Source organism: Secundilactobacillus pentosiphilus, from assembly GCF_002217985.1.
Lineage (GTDB): Bacteria > Bacillota > Bacilli > Lactobacillales > Lactobacillaceae > Secundilactobacillus > Secundilactobacillus pentosiphilus.
Window position 1 is genome coordinate 24,744 of record NZ_BCMI01000023.1, and the last position, 16,880, is coordinate 41,623.

15 protein-coding genes and 1 tRNA gene are annotated in these 16,880 nt (G+C 44.0%); 3 read left to right on the forward strand and 13 right to left on the reverse strand.

Annotated elements, in window-relative coordinates; genetic code table 11:
* Window positions 1-124: 124 nt before the first annotated feature.
* From CES81_RS10160 to cdaA, 11 genes are all read right to left on the reverse strand, one after another.
* Window positions 125-196 (reverse strand) — tRNA-Asn (locus CES81_RS10160).
* A 66-nt stretch (window positions 197-262) separates the two neighbouring features.
* On the reverse strand, window positions 263-571 hold the full coding sequence (locus tag CES81_RS10165) for a hypothetical protein (RefSeq protein WP_089088134.1): 309 nt from the start codon (window positions 569-571) through the stop codon (window positions 263-265).
* A 456-nt stretch (window positions 572-1,027) separates the two neighbouring features.
* Window positions 1,028-2,107 (reverse strand): ABC transporter ATP-binding protein, encoded by a 1,080-nt coding sequence (locus CES81_RS10170; protein WP_089088135.1) that lies wholly within the window; start codon window positions 2,105-2,107, stop codon window positions 1,028-1,030.
* An 86-nt stretch (window positions 2,108-2,193) separates the two neighbouring features.
* Window positions 2,194-3,042, reverse strand: coding sequence for a glucosaminidase domain-containing protein (locus tag CES81_RS10175; RefSeq protein WP_089121663.1), 849 nt, complete (start codon window positions 3,040-3,042; stop codon window positions 2,194-2,196).
* A 156-nt stretch (window positions 3,043-3,198) separates the two neighbouring features.
* Window positions 3,199-4,329, reverse strand: a complete 1,131-nt coding sequence (locus CES81_RS10180; RefSeq protein ID WP_089121664.1) for a glycoside hydrolase family 73 protein — start codon at window positions 4,327-4,329, stop codon at window positions 3,199-3,201.
* Window positions 4,330-4,537: 208 nt separating this feature from the next.
* A complete protein-coding gene (locus CES81_RS10185) occupies window positions 4,538-5,251 on the reverse strand; it encodes a glucosamine-6-phosphate deaminase (protein ID WP_089088262.1) in 714 nt (237 codons plus the stop codon).
* A 103-nt stretch (window positions 5,252-5,354) separates the two neighbouring features.
* Window positions 5,355-5,501: a hypothetical protein gene (locus tag CES81_RS13550; RefSeq protein ID WP_089088138.1), complete on the reverse strand. Its 147-nt coding sequence runs from the start codon at window positions 5,499-5,501 to the stop codon at window positions 5,355-5,357.
* A 313-nt stretch (window positions 5,502-5,814) separates the two neighbouring features.
* The gene (gene glmS / locus CES81_RS10200) at window positions 5,815-7,632 is read right to left on the reverse strand and encodes a glutamine--fructose-6-phosphate transaminase (isomerizing) (RefSeq protein ID WP_089121666.1); all 1,818 of its coding nucleotides are present in this window, start codon (window positions 7,630-7,632) and stop codon (window positions 5,815-5,817) included.
* Between the two features lie 216 nt (window positions 7,633-7,848).
* Window positions 7,849-9,198 (reverse strand): phosphoglucosamine mutase, encoded by a 1,350-nt coding sequence (gene glmM, locus CES81_RS10205; RefSeq protein WP_089121667.1) that lies wholly within the window; start codon window positions 9,196-9,198, stop codon window positions 7,849-7,851.
* Between the two features lie 26 nt (window positions 9,199-9,224).
* Complete coding sequence (locus CES81_RS10210) at window positions 9,225-10,199, reverse strand: CdaR family protein (protein WP_089088141.1); 975 nt, start codon at window positions 10,197-10,199, stop codon at window positions 9,225-9,227.
* The gene (gene cdaA, locus CES81_RS10215) at window positions 10,199-11,050 is read right to left on the reverse strand and encodes a diadenylate cyclase CdaA (RefSeq protein WP_089088142.1); all 852 of its coding nucleotides are present in this window, start codon (window positions 11,048-11,050) and stop codon (window positions 10,199-10,201) included. The genes CES81_RS10210 and cdaA overlap by 1 nt, the downstream gene beginning before the upstream one ends.
* Window positions 11,051-11,249: 199 nt before the next feature.
* Between cdaA and CES81_RS10220 the strand changes: the two genes are divergently transcribed.
* Complete coding sequence (locus tag CES81_RS10220) at window positions 11,250-11,957, forward strand: DUF1361 domain-containing protein (protein ID WP_089088143.1); 708 nt, start codon at window positions 11,250-11,252, stop codon at window positions 11,955-11,957.
* A 63-nt stretch (window positions 11,958-12,020) separates the two neighbouring features.
* Here CES81_RS10220 and CES81_RS10225 read toward each other — a convergent pair whose 3' ends face one another.
* Both CES81_RS10225 and murB read right to left on the reverse strand, forming a co-directional pair.
* Window positions 12,021-14,147 carry a cation:proton antiporter gene (locus tag CES81_RS10225; protein ID WP_089121668.1) on the reverse strand — a complete coding sequence of 709 codons (2,127 nt, stop codon included), beginning with the start codon at window positions 14,145-14,147 and terminating at the stop codon, window positions 12,021-12,023.
* A 17-nt stretch (window positions 14,148-14,164) separates the two neighbouring features.
* Window positions 14,165-15,073, reverse strand: coding sequence for a UDP-N-acetylmuramate dehydrogenase (murB, locus tag CES81_RS10230; protein ID WP_089121669.1), 909 nt, complete (start codon window positions 15,071-15,073; stop codon window positions 14,165-14,167).
* A 184-nt stretch (window positions 15,074-15,257) separates the two neighbouring features.
* Between murB and CES81_RS10235 the strand changes: the two genes are divergently transcribed.
* Together CES81_RS10235 and CES81_RS10240 are read left to right on the forward strand one after the other, a co-directional pair.
* Window positions 15,258-16,022, forward strand: a complete 765-nt coding sequence (locus CES81_RS10235) for an exodeoxyribonuclease III (protein ID WP_089121671.1) — start codon at window positions 15,258-15,260, stop codon at window positions 16,020-16,022.
* Between the two features lie 28 nt (window positions 16,023-16,050).
* Window positions 16,051-16,584, forward strand: a complete 534-nt coding sequence (locus tag CES81_RS10240) for a 3'-5' exonuclease (RefSeq protein ID WP_089121670.1) — start codon at window positions 16,051-16,053, stop codon at window positions 16,582-16,584.
* The last annotated feature ends 296 nt before the right edge of the window (window positions 16,585-16,880 follow it).

Here is a 16,880-nt window from a genome sequence, read left to right on the forward strand (position 1 = left end):
TTACAGGAGCAATTGACAACTTATTGAAACAGTTCAACTATTCAAAAAAACCGGTCATCAGTTAAATAACTGATGACCGGTTTTTATTAGGTCTAAACTACCTGACCCACTCGCTTTAAATAAACTGCCCCGGCTGGGCTCGAACCAGCGACCTCTTGATTAACAGTCAATTATTCTACCACTGAACTACGGGGCAATAACAACGCCATGAGTTATTTATACCATAAAAATTCACGACGTGCAATCATTTTTTCCTCAAATTTTAACCAATATGATTTTCTTTTAATACCATATCAACTTCATGCTGGATCTTATCTGGCTTCTTCCATTCTTCGAAGTGGTCCATTGCTTCAGTTGGCATTTCATAGTTTTCGTTAACGTAATTCTCATAAGCCTCAACGTGCGGAGAATGCGGAATATTTAACTGCAAAATACGAACTTGTTTGATGAATCCGCGTTCCGCTGCCAACTCAGCACGGCCGTTTTGAACCATATTACTAATTTCCATGTACTTGGTCCCATCAAGCCGCGTTATTTCTTCAATAAGTGTAAACGTTTCGTGACTCTTCAAAAACTAACTCTCCCTCCACTTTTAGCTTGAATATGATCGCTTAGTTTTCACTGCTCACTTGTTCATTATATTCGATACGACACACATAGGCAATTCATCACACCTTTAAAAACACGTCTCCCTACTCTTATTATATACAAAAAAGCCACTATCTAAGATAGTGGCGGCATAAGAGAGAAAGAGAATTGATTAGAAGGTAATTAATTCATACCTTACAAAGAACACTATAAGACATCATGAAAGCGCTGTCAACCCTTTTCCGATTAATTCTATATCGGCTAACTTATTTAAAATAAAAAAGCTTTAACCGTTTCGCCAAACAGCCAAAGCTCTCATAAAACCACTAAATGTGAGATATCCCTTTTCGTTGAAAACTAATCAGGGGGTAAATAAATGGTTATTAATACTATAACACTTTTTATGAGAAATGCTCACATTTTTTAATTAAAAATTCATTTATTTATGCAAACTACCCGTTCTGTCAACGTGACTTGTGGGGTGAACCAACGCTGATGGATTAGAGACAACTTCCGTTAATGAATGACCCGAAAGATTCGTCCAGCACGTAAAGAAAAGCAATACCAAGACTAACAGTGTCACCAACCGGCTGCCAAACGACATCTTCTCACTGATGACAGATCCATAAAAGTCCTTTTTAACTTTTGCCGCCACGTTTTGTTCGCTGGGATTTGCCTTCTGCCGTTTCTCCACTACTGAAGCCTGAAAAGCATCAATATCAAATTCCTTTTGGGCTTCCTTCATTTTTAATTGAAATTGCTTCTTTTCCTTCTTGTTTAGATCCTTAAACCACTTTACAAACTGCCGGTAATCCGAAACAATCGTATCCGTATCACCAATTTCTTTGAGGTTCCCATAGTGAATCCAGGCTACTCGATCACACAGCATCTCGACTTGCTTTAAGGAGTGACTGACGAAGATAATCGTCTTGCCTTCAGCCTTGAATTCGGAGATTTTATCCACACACTTCTGATAAAAAGTATCATCACCCACTGACAGAGCTTCATCAATAATCAAAATGTCAGGGTTGACGTGAACCGCGATAGAAAAACCTAAACGCGATTTCATCCCGCTGGAATAACTCTTTACGGGCTGATACAAGAAGTCGCCAATATCGGCAAAACTGACAATATCATCCATCAGTGCGTCAATTTCTTCATTAGTCAATCCTTGCATTAACGCCTTTAAACGAATGTTCTCAAGCCCCGTCAAATTACCACGTAAGCCGGCACCAATTGCAATAATTGATGTGTCGCCACGCACGTCAACAATGCCACTCGTTTGTGGAATAATACCCGAAATGATATTGGAAAGCGTTGATTTACCTGAACCGTTAACGCCAATTAAACCCAACGTTTCACCTGGCTTAACCTTCAACGAGATCCCCATGAGCGACCAAAAATGTGGTACTGGTTTGCGATTCAACGCAAAGAAAGCACGAAGCTTTTCTGACTGTGTTTTAAATAAGTCATATTCTTTGGTAACATTCTGCACCATAATTTTGTAATCAGTTGCCATTTTTTATTTCTTCCTAACGTCTTTTTTCGGTTGCTACGCCACGAACGCCATTATATCAGAGATCATGACTTGTGTCTTGCTTATTACTAGTGGTTCTTCAAACCTAAGATATCGGTAATTTGGATCCAGCCAGTTACTGAACCGCTCTTAACTTGATACCAAATCGTTTGATCCTTGGTCACGATGCCGCGACCCATTACTTTAACCTGCTTATTAGCTAGCTGTTTAGTCCGAACAACTTTGGCTTTGTCGCTCGCCGTTGGCACACCATTGTAAAATTTGATGGTGCCTGGCTTGACCGTTGCAGTCCCATCGTAGCTGTCATAATCCACACCGGGTGTCAGTCTTGTACTTGTATCGGCATCCGTACTGTTGGCTGAAGTTCGGTCAAGGCGGTCGTGAAGATCATAATCTAAAATGATTTTGTTCAATTTGCTTGCATAATTTTTATCGGTCGCATAGTTTTCAGCAACAATGTTAGTTGCCGTCATGTAAGAACTCGCGTTTTCCCGCCAAGCGCCTTCATATAAGAAGGGATTCCAAGTCGTGCCGCCACGTAATACCTTAGCATAATCCCTCAAAGAAGCTTGTGCTGAGGGATAAACCTTAAACTGGGCTAACGTATTGTACATTGAACCGCCGGGATTGGCTTCAGCTGTGGACATCGTAACTGAATGCCCATCATAGTTGCCCTTAACGCCAAAATAATTATGTGCGTTAAGTGATAACTCACTGGTACCCCAGTTACTTTCAAGCGCCGCCTGAGCCATCATTACCGAACCGTAAAGATGATTCTGGCGACTTACTTTTAATACCGGCTGGCTCATCCGATTAATAAAATCAGTATGGGTATCGGCTCGAACAGTTTCCGTTGTCGCCGCACTAAGCCCAAACACTGAAACCAGCACAATTGTCAGTTTTTTCCAGAGCTTCATCTTAACTAATCTCCCATCTAAAATACTAAACCGTGAATATTATACCGGTTTCTGAAGAATTCACAAGTTAATATTTGATAATAAATTAAAACTTAAACCTTTAAAAAAGGCCCATTACCAGAAGCGGTATCAAGGCCATTTAAACAATTTGTTTAATTAGTTTTTAACGGCACTTGAAGGTACCCACCCCTTCGTAGAACCACCGTGAATTCGATACCAAGTTGTCGTTACCCCGCTTTGAACGTGGGTTGCTTTATGGTCGATCGTCACCGAGTGGTTGGCTAGTGCCTGCGTAGTCGTCAATTGCTTTGCAATATAGGCTGAATTAAAAACGTGATTATAAACCGGGTAAACCGTACCAACTAAAGTCGCTGTTTTCTTGTAAGCAGCATAAGTCGTTTTGGGGAAACTCAATGTTTTGGAGTAGACCCAATACTTCTTGGAAGTTGTCTGCTTGCTAAATCTTACCCGGTACCAATTCGTCTTGGTGCTCACTTTATAACCGCGAGCATCGATCCAAACGGGCCGACCCTGCCAGCCGCCAACTTGAGACCAGTTATACTTAACCGACTTGTACTTACTGCCCTTAACATGATTATAAATCGCATAATGCTTATAGCTAGCACCCAAAGTTGCGGTCTGGCTATCAGCACCAACATAGTAGTTTACCTTAGTTGAGACAGTTGCCGTCTTTTTAGCGGCTGGAGCCGAATTAGCAGCCATTGGCGCCCCATCCAAAGCATTAAACTTATAGGTCTGAATGAGGTTGATCAACGAGCTGCCATAGTTCGGTGCAGTCGCATAAGTGCCAGTCAACGCATTGGCAGCCGCTTCATAGGTTGGTGCATTTTCCCGCCAAACTCGTGAGTAATAATTATGGTTCCAAGATGTTCCATTACGCAACAGCTGTGCATTATCCGTCATTGAAGCTGTTGCATCAGGATACTTTTTAAAGGCTGCCTGCGTGTAATAAAGTTGCCCATTAGCATTGTATTCAGCTGTACTCATCGTTACAGAAGCACCGTTATATGCCCCTTTAACCCCAAAATAGTTATTTGCATTGACCGAAAGCTGACTTGTCCCCCAGCCACTTTCCAATGCTGCCTGTGCCATCATTACGGATGGATACAGTTTGTACTCATCTGCAACGTGTTTAACAGGTGATGACATACTGCTAATAAACCGGTCCGTCGTTGCGCTTGCTTCAACCCTGGTGTGCCCCGCACCAGCTAGACCGCATACGACTAAACCAACGGTGAGCAATCCCACCATCCACTGTTTCCGCATGTGTACGTCCCCCTCAGATACAACAATTTAAACCTATTATAATGGGAATAAGAAGTGAAAACAAGCTTGTTCCTCCCTGATAATCAACTCAACCTTAGGAAAATTGTGATCTGCATACTAAAAAATGATGCTTGCACAAATAAAAAAAGAAGACCGACAGCCTTGTCGCTCTTCTCTCTCATGCTTTCTTCAATCTCTCTATCGCAAATTAATAATTTTCCGTTAACTTACTTGCCGCCGCTTCATCAATGATAATCGTTACTTGATCATGCTGTTGCAAGAAACTAGCAGGTACATCACTTGTTACTGGACCTTCGATCATTGCTTTAACAGCATCCGCCTTCTCCGGACCGTAAGCCTCCAACAGGATATGCTTACTGGTTAAGATCGAAGCAATCCCCATCGAATAAGCATAACGCGGTACTTCGTCTTCATTTTCAAAGAAACGGGCGTTGGCTTTAATCGTTGATTCGGTTAAAGCGACCTTGTGAGTACCGAGAGCAGGATCAGTGCCAGGTTCGTTAAAACCAATGTGACCATTTTGACCCAGACCTAAAATTTGCAGATCAATTGGGTTGTCCGCGATCACTTGATCGTAACGTTTCATTTCGGCAGCAGCATCACTATTCATACCATCAGGCACGTATGAATGCGCAAATGGCTTCTGATCGAATAAGTGCTTTTGCATGAAGTAATGGTAACTCTGCGGATGGTCTGGGGCTAAGCCGACATATTCATCCAGGTTAACCGACGTCATTTGACTAAAATCAAGGTCACTCTGAGTTAATTCTTCATATGTCGTCACTGGTGTACTGCCAGTTGCCAATCCAAACACCTTTGCACCGTTCCGGTAGGCATTTTCAAAAACTTCAAAGCCTTTTTGACCGCCTTCAGCACGATCCTTAACGATAATCACATTCATTTTTGCTTTTGTAGATTCTGACATGATTCGCCACTCCCTTTGTTGGTATAGCCCAATGATAAGTCATCTAGACCATTAATGCAAGAAAAATGACCAATTCAGTTTAATAATTTACTTTTCGTGAACCGTGCAGCCGGTCACCACGCTTATTAGCCGCTAACGTATTTTGCTGCGTCTTAAACTTTTTCCAAGTGGCGTCTCGCTTTTGTTCTGCCTGTTTATTTTGACTCCGTTTTTTGGTAAATTTCACGTTTCATCTTCCTCTCTCTACTGCGGAATTGTACCATGTTAAGCTTACATCGTCCACGCAAGTGCTTGAAAGTAAATAATGATTAATTTCACAATGGCTCAATGTCACAGGTGGATTTTGCCAGCAACTGGTCAAATCATTAACAGCCAAACATTAAGGGCGCTGATTGCGCATGCTTTAAAAAGGGCCTCGTCTTATTTCTTTGCGCCCCCTTTAGAACTTGCTATAGCTATCTTTGAAGCTAAAAAGCGCGTCATTACCAGGCCCCGTAAGGACTGATAATAACGCGCTTTTTAAACGCTAATTTTAAAGTTTATTCAACCGTCACACTCTTAGCTAGGTTACGTGGCTTATCAACGTCTAAGCCCTTGTTGAGACTTGTGTAATAAGCGATCAGCTGAGTTGGTACAACACTCAGCAGCGGTGACATGAGTTCGTCAACGTCTGGCAAAATAATATCATCGCCAGGCTTAGCCAAACTTTCGGAAACAATGGTAATAATGTGCGCACCGCGCGCCATGGTCTCCTGCAAGTTTGACCGGGTCAACCCAGCGGTCTTTTCTTGGGTAATCAGCCCAATCACTGGGGTCCCCTTTTCAATCAGGGCAATCGTTCCGTGCTTTAATTCACCGGAAGCAAAGCCTTCTGCCTGAACATAGGAAATTTCCTTCAGCTTTAATGCCGCCTCAAGTGAAACGCTCCAGTCAATGCCCCGACCGATATAAAAGGCGTTCGGTGTCTTCAAGAAGGACGACTTTGCCAAATCTTCAAGCTTCTTCTTTTCGTCAACAATGGCCTGAATACCGGTTGCAACTAAGCCTAACTGATGACGAACGTCAAACCGCTGAGCCACGATTTGATTATCAGCTTCACCCAAAGCCTTAGCTAAGATCGCTTCAATCGCAATTTGAGCTGTATAGGCCTTAGTCGAAGCCACCGCAATTTCTGGACCGGCATGCAGCAGCAACGTATAGGTTGCTTCACGCGACAACGTTGAGTTTTGAACGTTGGTGATGGTTAAACTCTCATGCCCACCCGCGTTAACGTTAACCAGCACTTCACGTGAATCGGCAGTCTCACCGCTTTGTGATAAGAAGATAAAGAATGGTTTCTTGGACAAAATCGGCTGTTCATAAGCAAATTCTGAAGAAATGTGCACTTCAGTAGGCGTTTGGGTCAAGTTTTCGAATAGCCGCTTACCGACTAATCCAGCATGATAACTTGTACCAGCACCCACAATATAGATGCGGTCCGCCTGCTTCATCGAATTTAGTAATTTATCGCTGATCACTGGTTCACCAGTCTCTGACAAGTAAACCTGAGCAAGCCGGCGCATGACGTTAGGCTGCTCATCAATTTCCTTCAGCATGTAGAATGGGTAAGTCCCCTTATCAGTTTCACTGGCATCCATATCCACGTGGAAAGTCTTCCGTTCAACCGGGTTCCCATTTTGATCTTCAATTTTAACTTTGTCAGGCGTAATCGTCACAACCTCACCATCCATCAGTTCAAGGAAGTCATGGGTTTCACGCAACATTGCCAAAGCATCGGAACAAACGACGTTAAAGCCATCACCGACACCCACCAGCAAGGGACTTTTGTTTTTAGCGACATAGAGCGTATCCGGATCTTCACGGTCCATCAACAAAAAGGCGTATGAAGAACCCTTAAGTAAGCTCAGGGCCTTGACAAATGCATCGTGGGCGTTCAAGCCCTCTTTAACAGCTAATTTATCAACTAATTGTACGACAACTTCAGTATCAGTTTGACTGGTAAACGGAACGTCACTCAGATATTCACTCTTTAGTTCTTGGAAGTTATCAATCACACCATTATGAACTAAGTAGAAGCGGTTATCCTGCGAAACCTGCGGGTGGGCGTTAGCAACGCTGACAACCCCATGAGTTGCCCAACGCGTATGGCCAATACCAGTTGTCCCGTGGACTTCCGGTCCAACTTCACGACGCAAGTCAGCGATGCGGCCCTTTTCTTTCACAAGATAATCCTTGCCATCCTGGTCGTTTACATAAATACCAGCTGAATCGTAACCGCGGTATTCAAGCTTTTGTAAGCCATCAAGTAAGATTTTTACCGCATTATCACTGCCTGTAACACCGACAATTCCACACATAAGATTTCATCCTCTAATTTTCATAATATTTTAATTGGTATAGACTCAATAATGTTCTTTGTATCTATAGACATGTATACTTTACAGTCATTTAAATTAGATGTCAATAATTAAGTATAAAGTGGTATAGATTGAAAACCACCCTATTTCAAGGAAAATTGCAAAAAAACGGTTTTCAAACAGCACCGTTTGAAAACCGTTTTTAATTTCATGAAATTATTCAATTCCAACTTCTCTTTTGACCACTTCAGCGATGCGGTTGACATAGCCATCCACAGCCTCTTGCGTAGGTGCTTCTGCCATTACCCGCAATAGTGGTTCAGTCCCGCTAGGACGGACTAAGACGCGGCCGTCACCGGACATTTCTTTTTCAACGGTATCAATAATGCCCTTAATTGCTGGATTATTCAATGCAGCTTTCTTATCCGCAACCTTAACGTTCACTAGTTGTTGCGGATAGTCCTGCACGTCAGCAGCTAATTCGGACAGCTTTTTGCCAGTTTCTTTCATAATGTGCAGTAACTGCAAACTAGTCAGCATGCCATCACCAGTGGTGTTGAAGTCCAAGAAGACAATGTGGCCTGACTGTTCACCACCAAGGTTATAACCATTAGCGAGCATTTCTTCCACCACGTACCGATCACCGACTTTAGTTTTAACACTGGTCATACCGTGGGCTTCCATCGCTTTGTACATCCCCAAGTTACTCATGACCGTTGTCACAATCGTATCCTTTTTCAAACGACCGTGTTCCGACATGTATTTCCCACAAATATACATGATCTTATCACCATTGATCACGTTACCTTCTTCATCAACAGCAATGCAACGGTCACCGTCACCATCAAAGGCTAGGCCAATTGAAACACCCTTTTCAACCGTGAATTTCTGCAACTGTTCAGGATGAGTTGACCCAACCTGGGCGTTAATGTTTAACCCGTTTGGTGTCGTTGCAATCGTATCAAATTCAGCCCCTAAATCAGCGTACAATCTGGAAACCAAGTTACTAGTTGCACCGTTTGCTGAATCAACTGCAATGTGCATGCCGGAAAGATCATCATCAATGGTCTGTTCCAAGAACTGAATGTACTTTTGGACACCTTCCTGGTAATCTTCGACGGTACCTAATCCCTTTGCTGCTGGCCTTGGTAGCGTGTCTTTTTGTTCAAGCAGTTTTTCAATTTCATCTTCCAAGTCATCTGACAATTTGTAGCCGTCAGCACCGAAGAACTTAATCCCGTTATCTTCAACCGGATTATGAGAAGCTGTCAGCATGACACCAGCATCCGCACCCTGAGTACGAACTAAGTAAGCAACGGCAGGCGTTGTAATAACCCCTAAGCGTAAAACTTCAATTCCCACCGACAAAAGGCCAGCGACAATTGCTTCTTCCAGCATCTGTCCTGAAATTCGAGTATCACGGGCAACTAAAACCTGCGGCTGCTCACGCTCCGTTGCATGTTCAGTCAGTACATAACCGCCTGCTCGTCCGAGTCGAAAAGCAAGTTCCGGCGTTAATTCTTGGTTAGCAATACCACGTACACCATCAGTTCCAAAATACTTCATGTTTAATTTTCCTCATTTCCAGATTATCATTTAGATTCAGTAGTTACCTTTACTTTGACGCTATTCGGATTCGTCCCCGTCACCTTATTAGCAGCTGCATCTAAACTGATTGTTTTTGTTTTTTGATTTTTAACATCACTGACATCGACATCTGCATCAAACTCTGAAATAGCTTTCAGATCCGACTCAGAACCAAACACTTGAATGGCTTTCGTACTGCTTTGAAAGCTATATTCCTGGTCGCTGTTGGCGTTTTTAGGCTTAAACCTAATTGGCACCTTCTTTGAATGCCCCCGAGCCGTAATTGGCAGGTTAACTTGAGTAGTGGCCGGTGTCAAAATGACATTCACGGTCTGGCCATTTTTATCAAGGGCTTCAATAACTGCCTCACTATTAATAGACTTTCTAGCATTCTGCGGCAGGTTTAGCTGAGCAACCACTCTGCTGATCCGGTCGATTTCGCCCTCAGCACCGGTAGCCTTAACACTATTGACATCACTATTAGGGCTGCCAGCAACGTAATTTTTAGCAATTCGGGATTTATCATACTGAACGCTGATCGGGAAACTAACGGTCTGGCGCGGCTGAATATTAACCTTAATGGCAGCTGGGGCAATTTGGTAGTTAATATCTCGATTTAAACCATCCTGCTTCAACCTCACCGTGTGTTCACCGGCTTTAAGACCGGTCAGATTCGCAAATACGCGAAAGTTCTGTGTATTTGCGGTAGCGGTGACTAAGGCCGCTGGGCCACGTAAATGAACCTTCACTTTCTCGGGATAGCCGGTCACAAAATACTTATCGGAATCCACGTTCAATCTGAGTTGAACTGAGACGGTTTTTCGCTGGGTTGCCGTTAACGTAGTGGAATTGGTACCGCCAGTATTCCCAGTCTGTTGCATTGAGGTACTTTTCGAACTGTTAACGTATAAGAATAAACAAACAGCCAAAAACAGGGAAATCAGCCGGTAAGTCCAACGACTATTGAAAATTCTTTTCATCACCGATTACCTCCCCTAAAGAACTGGGTAAACTCGTCAATCAGCCAGTTCAGCGGATTTTTCGGTTGTTCAGGTTCCTGATCTTTAATCAGTTCGTTGTTCAAAAACTTCAAATAATCGTTTTGGTCCATATTCCGGAGCAACTCGTTATTCTTAGTAATCGAAACTTCGCCTGTTTCTTCAGAAATAACGATGGTCAACGCATCCGTTACTTCTGAAATACCGACCGCAGCTCGATGCCGAGTGCCTAACTCTTTAGGAATTAAATTACTATCAGACAATGGCAGATAAGCGGCGGCGACAGCTACCTTGTTATTCCGAATAATCACGGCACCATCGTGCAGCGGTGTATTAGGAATAAAAATATTGATCAGCAATTCGCCAGTAATCTTAGCATCCAGTTCGATTCCCGTTTCGATATAGTCTTCCAATCCAGTATCCATCTGAATCGTCATTAAAGCACCGATTCGGCGTTTGGACATATACTGAATGGCTTTATCCAGAGCGGCAATCATCTGCTTCTCGGCTTCATTCACCTGCCGATTACGGACAAACACAGACCCGCGGCCAAGGTGTTCCAACCCGCGTCGAATCTCTGGTTGGAAAATAATGATCATGGCAATAACACCCCAGTTGATCACTTGGTCCATTAACCATGATACCGTTCCAAACCCTACGTAAACCGCAATGATCTTGACTAAAACGATCACGATGATGCCACGTAAAAGCTGAACAGCTTTGGTTCCTCGCAGCAGCATAATCAGTTCGTAAAAAACAAACCAGACGACGAGAATATCGAGGAGGTTTACGATGTTATGCCACGTCAAAAAGCTACTCCAATCAAGATTCATTTGATAATTTCCCTCCAAAAATCTATTCAGATAACATTATAGCACGCCGACCGCTATTTTTTGGCGTCACCTCCATATTTCTGGTGAACTGCCAACTCAATATTTCAAGATTTCCGTAAACTACTTGAAATTTCATGCGACTTTTCAAGTAATCTGTTATTATTTGTGTAGTTATATTTTGAAACAGGGAGATGATCTCTTGGCGGGTCACGCACGCTGGCAAATTCGGATTTTTGTTGTGCTGTGGCTGTTATTTCTGTGGCAGTTCGCACATGAGCCTTTTACTTTTTTAATTTTAAATACCTTTTTGGGTTATTTGCCAATCGAAATTAGTTTCCACCTTAGCAGGGAGCGTCCCACAAACGACCTGATTTTTTGGCTAGTGGTTCTTTTATGGCTGGTCTTTTACCCCAATGCACCATACTTACTAACGGATCTATTTCATCTCTCACTGCTTAATCCTTATGGTGCGGATGGCTTGTTGCAGTTAAACCTGCACGTTTGGGTCTACTTTACCTACCTTTTGATCAGCGTTTTGTTCTGCGTCATTCTGGGTTTCTGGAGTCTGAACTACGTGGCTAACACCATTACACAACGCTACTTGAAGGGAAACTCCTGGCTGCAGACACTACTAGTCCTTTTCCTGACTTTCTTGTCCTCCGTTGGTATCTACGTTGGCCGATTTATGAGGATTCATACCGTCTACCTGTTCATTTCGCCGGAGTTGATCACTGACCGGTTATTACACATGTGGACACCCACCATGGTGGTCTTTGTCGGGTTAATGACGCTGATTCAGTTAATTGCTTACTGGTTAGTATATCTGGCTTACCACAGTCAAAGGGCTAACGAACAGGCAATGAACAAATCCGTTAAAAATGCCGCGCAAAAAAATCATTCTAAATAAACCGCTCTTTAACTTAATAAAGGATCTAATTAACCGTCATAGTGATAGTTAATTAGATCCTATTTATTTGGTATAAAACTCGTCAACTTCGTCGTTCACAGCCATCATAAGGACGTTTTCAGAGTAGTTGATGTATTGCCGTAAGCGGCCCGACATCTGCCAGGTAATATTACCCGACTCCAACAGGGTTTGAACCCCCGTCCGTTCAGCACCTAACGCAATTACTTTTAACTGATTAAGCTGCTTAGTATACGCTGAACGTGACGCATTCTGTTTTTTGCGAGCGCGTTCGATCCGGTTTCGATAAAAGACGACCAAATGATAGACCGCTTGTTTATCTAATGATTGGGAATTGACTTCATCGTTGCTTAAATATTTGGATAACGCCTTGATGGCTGATTTCGCAGTTTCTCGATCGATCAATTGCCACTCATTATCAGAGGACTTGTTTTGTGAGCGATGAATAACCGTCTTAAGCCACTGGACAGTTCTGTGAAACGATGCTGACCAGTTTCGAAACGCCACAAAATGCAAATGCGCCTTGGGATGATCAACTCGCCGTACAGCCGATCTGATCGTTCCAATAGCTGAACGGTAAGCTTGCGGTGAAATTTGGTGATGCGCATACAGCCGCTCGATAGCGGAACGTTCACCCTTCAACGCCACTCGTCTCAAGGTAATTTCATCGTTCATTACGCGCTGACGGTCGGCATCATCACGGGTGGTCAACTCTAATCTGCGAATAATAAATTGATAATCTAAGATCAAGTCATACGCTGCCCGCTGATTTTCGATTCGCCGGTGTTCCTCAATCGCATTTATTGCTAACCGCATGATGTAGATTCTCGCCTCGGCCTCGCTCATGGGATGCCGTTCACTGGCCCCCTGTTCCAGGTTTTCAGCATCATCGAAATCATTATCAGACTCATCAGTGAAACTGGCTCGAGTCTGAAGCGGTACGGGATTATCTGGCGCAACTAGCGGTAACGTGATCACCGCAGCTACCAGACTAATAATAATCACGCCAGCCGCCACAAACAGCACTAAAGCCCGCTGCGGAAAGGCTTGCCCAGAAGCGGTAACTAGTGGCAACGACAGCACACCAGCCATGGTAACCGCTCCCCGAACCCCGGATAGTCCCGCCAAAAGCGCTACTCGAAAGCTGGGACGTCGAGGTTTGCTAATGATTTGGTATAAATAGATCCAAACGACCCGAATCAGTAACAGGATCACCCAAGCGCCAAACGAATAAGCCACCGCTTGAAAGGTATGAAAATGAACGTCGTGAATAATTTTGGTTGTCGCAATCGGCAGCTCATCGCCCAAAATCAAAAAGACGATCCCGTTTAAGAGGTAGACGATGATATCCCAAGTCTTTTCACTAACCAGCTTAAGTTCAGGAGAATCCTCGACCAACCGGTTCCCCTGTGCATGGGACACCGCACCAGCAGTGACTACAGCAATCACGCCAGAAGCGTGCAAAAGCTCTTCGACGATCACGTAGATCACAAAGGGCGTCATGATCTGTAGAACCGTGTTAAACACCACGTCATTGATGCCTTGCTGTCTTAAGAAGTGACGTATGAATTCAATCACCCACATGAGGAGAAAACCGGCTAAAAGCCCCACCATACTGATATATAAGAAGTCCCCCACGGCGTGGCTGAATGAAAAAACACCCGTCACGGTAGCAGCTACTGCGTACTTAAAAGCGATTAGCCCTGAAGCATCATTAATTAGGCTTTCGCCGCTGACCAGGTGTAAAATTCGGTCCGGTAATTTCACCCGTTTTGAAATCGACTGAACGGCCACCGGATCAGTCGGCGATAAAATAGCTGCCAGCGCAAAGCTAACCGAAAGAGACAATCGCGGAATCAGCAGATAAATGAGATACCCGCCGACGATCGTCGTCAAAAAAACCAGTAAAATCGAGTTAGCAAAGATCGGCCCGCGCAGCTGCCAAAGTTCCCGTTTGGGGAACCTTCGACCATCATTAAACAGCAGCGGTGCAATGAATAACAGTAAGAACCAATCCGTATCCAGCGGGATCTTAATTTCCCAAAACAGTGCAATGACCAATCCAAGCGCAATTTGAATTAAACTAACCGGGATAAAGGTGAGGTAGTGGCTGATGACATTTGAGATCAAGACTAGGACGACTAATAAAACAACCGCTTCAACTATCAGCAACTCACTAACTCCTCTCGTTAATTCTGAACGGGATCTTCCCCAATAATCCGCACTTCCGTCTCCAGGTGAACGCCCGCATTAGCCAAAACAGTGGCTTGAACGTGTTGAATCACCGCAAGATAATCCGATGCCGTCGCGTGGTCAACGTTAACAATAAAACCAGCGTGCTTGGTAGAAACCTGCGCACCGCCAAACTGATAACCCTGCAGTCCCGCATCGTGGATCAATTTACCGGCAAAATAGCCAGTGGGCCGTTTAAAGACACTCCCGCATGAGGGCAGGTCTAACGGCTGCTTGGCAGAGCGCCGGGCGTTTAAATCATCCATTTTAGCCTGAATTTCATCCGCATTACCCGGGTGCAGCTTAAAGATTGCTGTAATAACGATATCGCCTTCCTCTTGGACCCGGCTGTGCCGGTAACCAAAGTCTAACTCATCGCGTGAGATCGTCTTCAACTTTGCTTCTGGTGTCAAGACGGTTACCGAATCAGCCACCATGCTGATCTCACCACCATAGGCACCGGCGTTCATAAATATGGCCCCACCAACACTGCCAGGAATGCCGGCAGCAAATTCAAGTCCGGTCAAACTCGCATTCTGTGCGATCTTAGTCACTTCAATTAAAGAGGCACCCGATTCAGCAGTGATGTCATTTCCCTGAACTTCAACGTGATTCATGTCGGTCAAAATCATGACCAGCCCACGAATGCCGCCATCCTTAACAATTAAATTACTGGCTTTGCCGATTACGGTCACAGGTAACGCTTGATCATTGGCGTAGCGCACTAAGTTTTGAACTTCATCTAGATTTTGCGGGAACGCCAAGAAGTCGGCTTTGCCACCTGTTTTAGTGTTCGTATAGTTTGATAATGGTTCGTTTTGCATCAGCTTTACTTTTGGAAAAGCTGCAATGATATCTGCCGTCATGATTAAGTTCCTTTCGCCAATCAAATATTTCGTAGAATATATTAATATAATACCATTCTGACTAGACGCAAACAAAAGGTTAGTCGGATAAGTGGCTTCTTTAATCAACTGGAAAACAGCCGAAGCCACTTAAAAATGATAAAATAGACGTGACTTATTTCACCAAGAAGGGATGTTATCTGCCTTGAAATTTATTAGCTGGAACGTCAACGGCCTGCGGGCTGCTGTCAAACATGACTTTATGACTACGTTTAACACTTTGGACGCTGATTTTTTCTGCGTTCAGGAAACTAAAATGCAACCCGATCAGCTGACCCTCGATTTGCCGGGTTACCACCAGTACTTTAACTCAGCTGACCGTAAGGGGTACTCCGGCACGGCCATTTTCACAAAACACGAACCGATTAACGTTACCTACGATATTGGCACCGACGAATTCGATCACGAGGGCCGGGTTATTACCTTGGAATATACGGACTTTTACTTAGTGACCTGCTATACCCCTAATTCGGGAACTGGCCTCAAACGGCTGGATTTCCGAATGGGCTGGGAAGATGCATTTCAGGATTATATTGATCAGCTTAACGCTAATAAGCCGGTGATCCTCTGCGGTGATCTCAACGTTGCCCACGAAGAAATCGATATTAAAAACCCGAAAACGAACCATAAAAACGCCGGATTTACAGACCAGGAACGGGAAGCCTTTACCCGCTTCCTCTCCCGTGGCTACACGGACACATTCCGTTACTTCTACCCGGATGCTGCCGAACGTTATTCCTGGTGGAGCTACCGTTTCAGCGCCCGTGACCGGAATGCCGGCTGGCGGATCGATTACTTCGTTACCAGTAATGCCCTTCAGCCAAAATTAGAATCAGCAGATATCAAAGACCAGATTTTTGGCTCTGATCACTGCCCTGTCGCCTTGACAACCACCGGCCTTCACGTATAATTTGTATGACTTGAAAGGAGTGGCCAATTTGAACTTTGTTGCAATGGACTTCGAAACTGCCAATGGCAAACGCTATTCTGCTTGCTCGCTTGCACTGACGATTGTTCGCAATGATCAGGTAGCCGATGAGTTCTACACACTGATCAAACCCGACACCGATTTTTACTGGCGTAATACTCAAATTAACGGTATCCACGAAGCCGATGTTACTGAAGCACCCGATTTTCCAACCGTTTGGCCGCATATTCAATCCTTATTTACCCCAGAACAGCTGGTGATCGCGCACAATGCCCAGTTTGATAATGGTGTGCTGCGGCAAACCCTCAATCATTACGGGATGACGTCACCAGCCTACTTAACCCTAGATACGGTAAAAACCAGCCGGCAATTTCTGCCCAGATTGGAAAATCATAAGCTGAATACTGTCGCCGATGCATTGGGCATTTCTCTGGAACATCACCACAACGCCTTGGATGACAGTTTGGCCTGCGCCAATATTTTACTGACTGAAACCAAAACTTTTGGTCAAGAAGCCATAAAACCGTTCATCAAAATGACGTAAATTTCACAGCAATCAAATAAGGACCTGTGACTTAAATCTATATCGATAAGGATCCCAGTTGATTTCTTGACTAAAGTAAAGCTTAAAATGTACGCTGGTTCAATACTGGCATATAGCCTTAACCTGCTCCACAACTCAGATTTCGGTCATATAATGCTAAAATGCACCATCCCAATAAACACCATTGGGATGGTGCATTTTGGCATTATATTCTGGAATCTACCGAGTTATGTCACACCCTCGTTCCTACGATTAGTCAAGAGTTAAACGTGTTAGAAGTTTATACATGGTTAGCT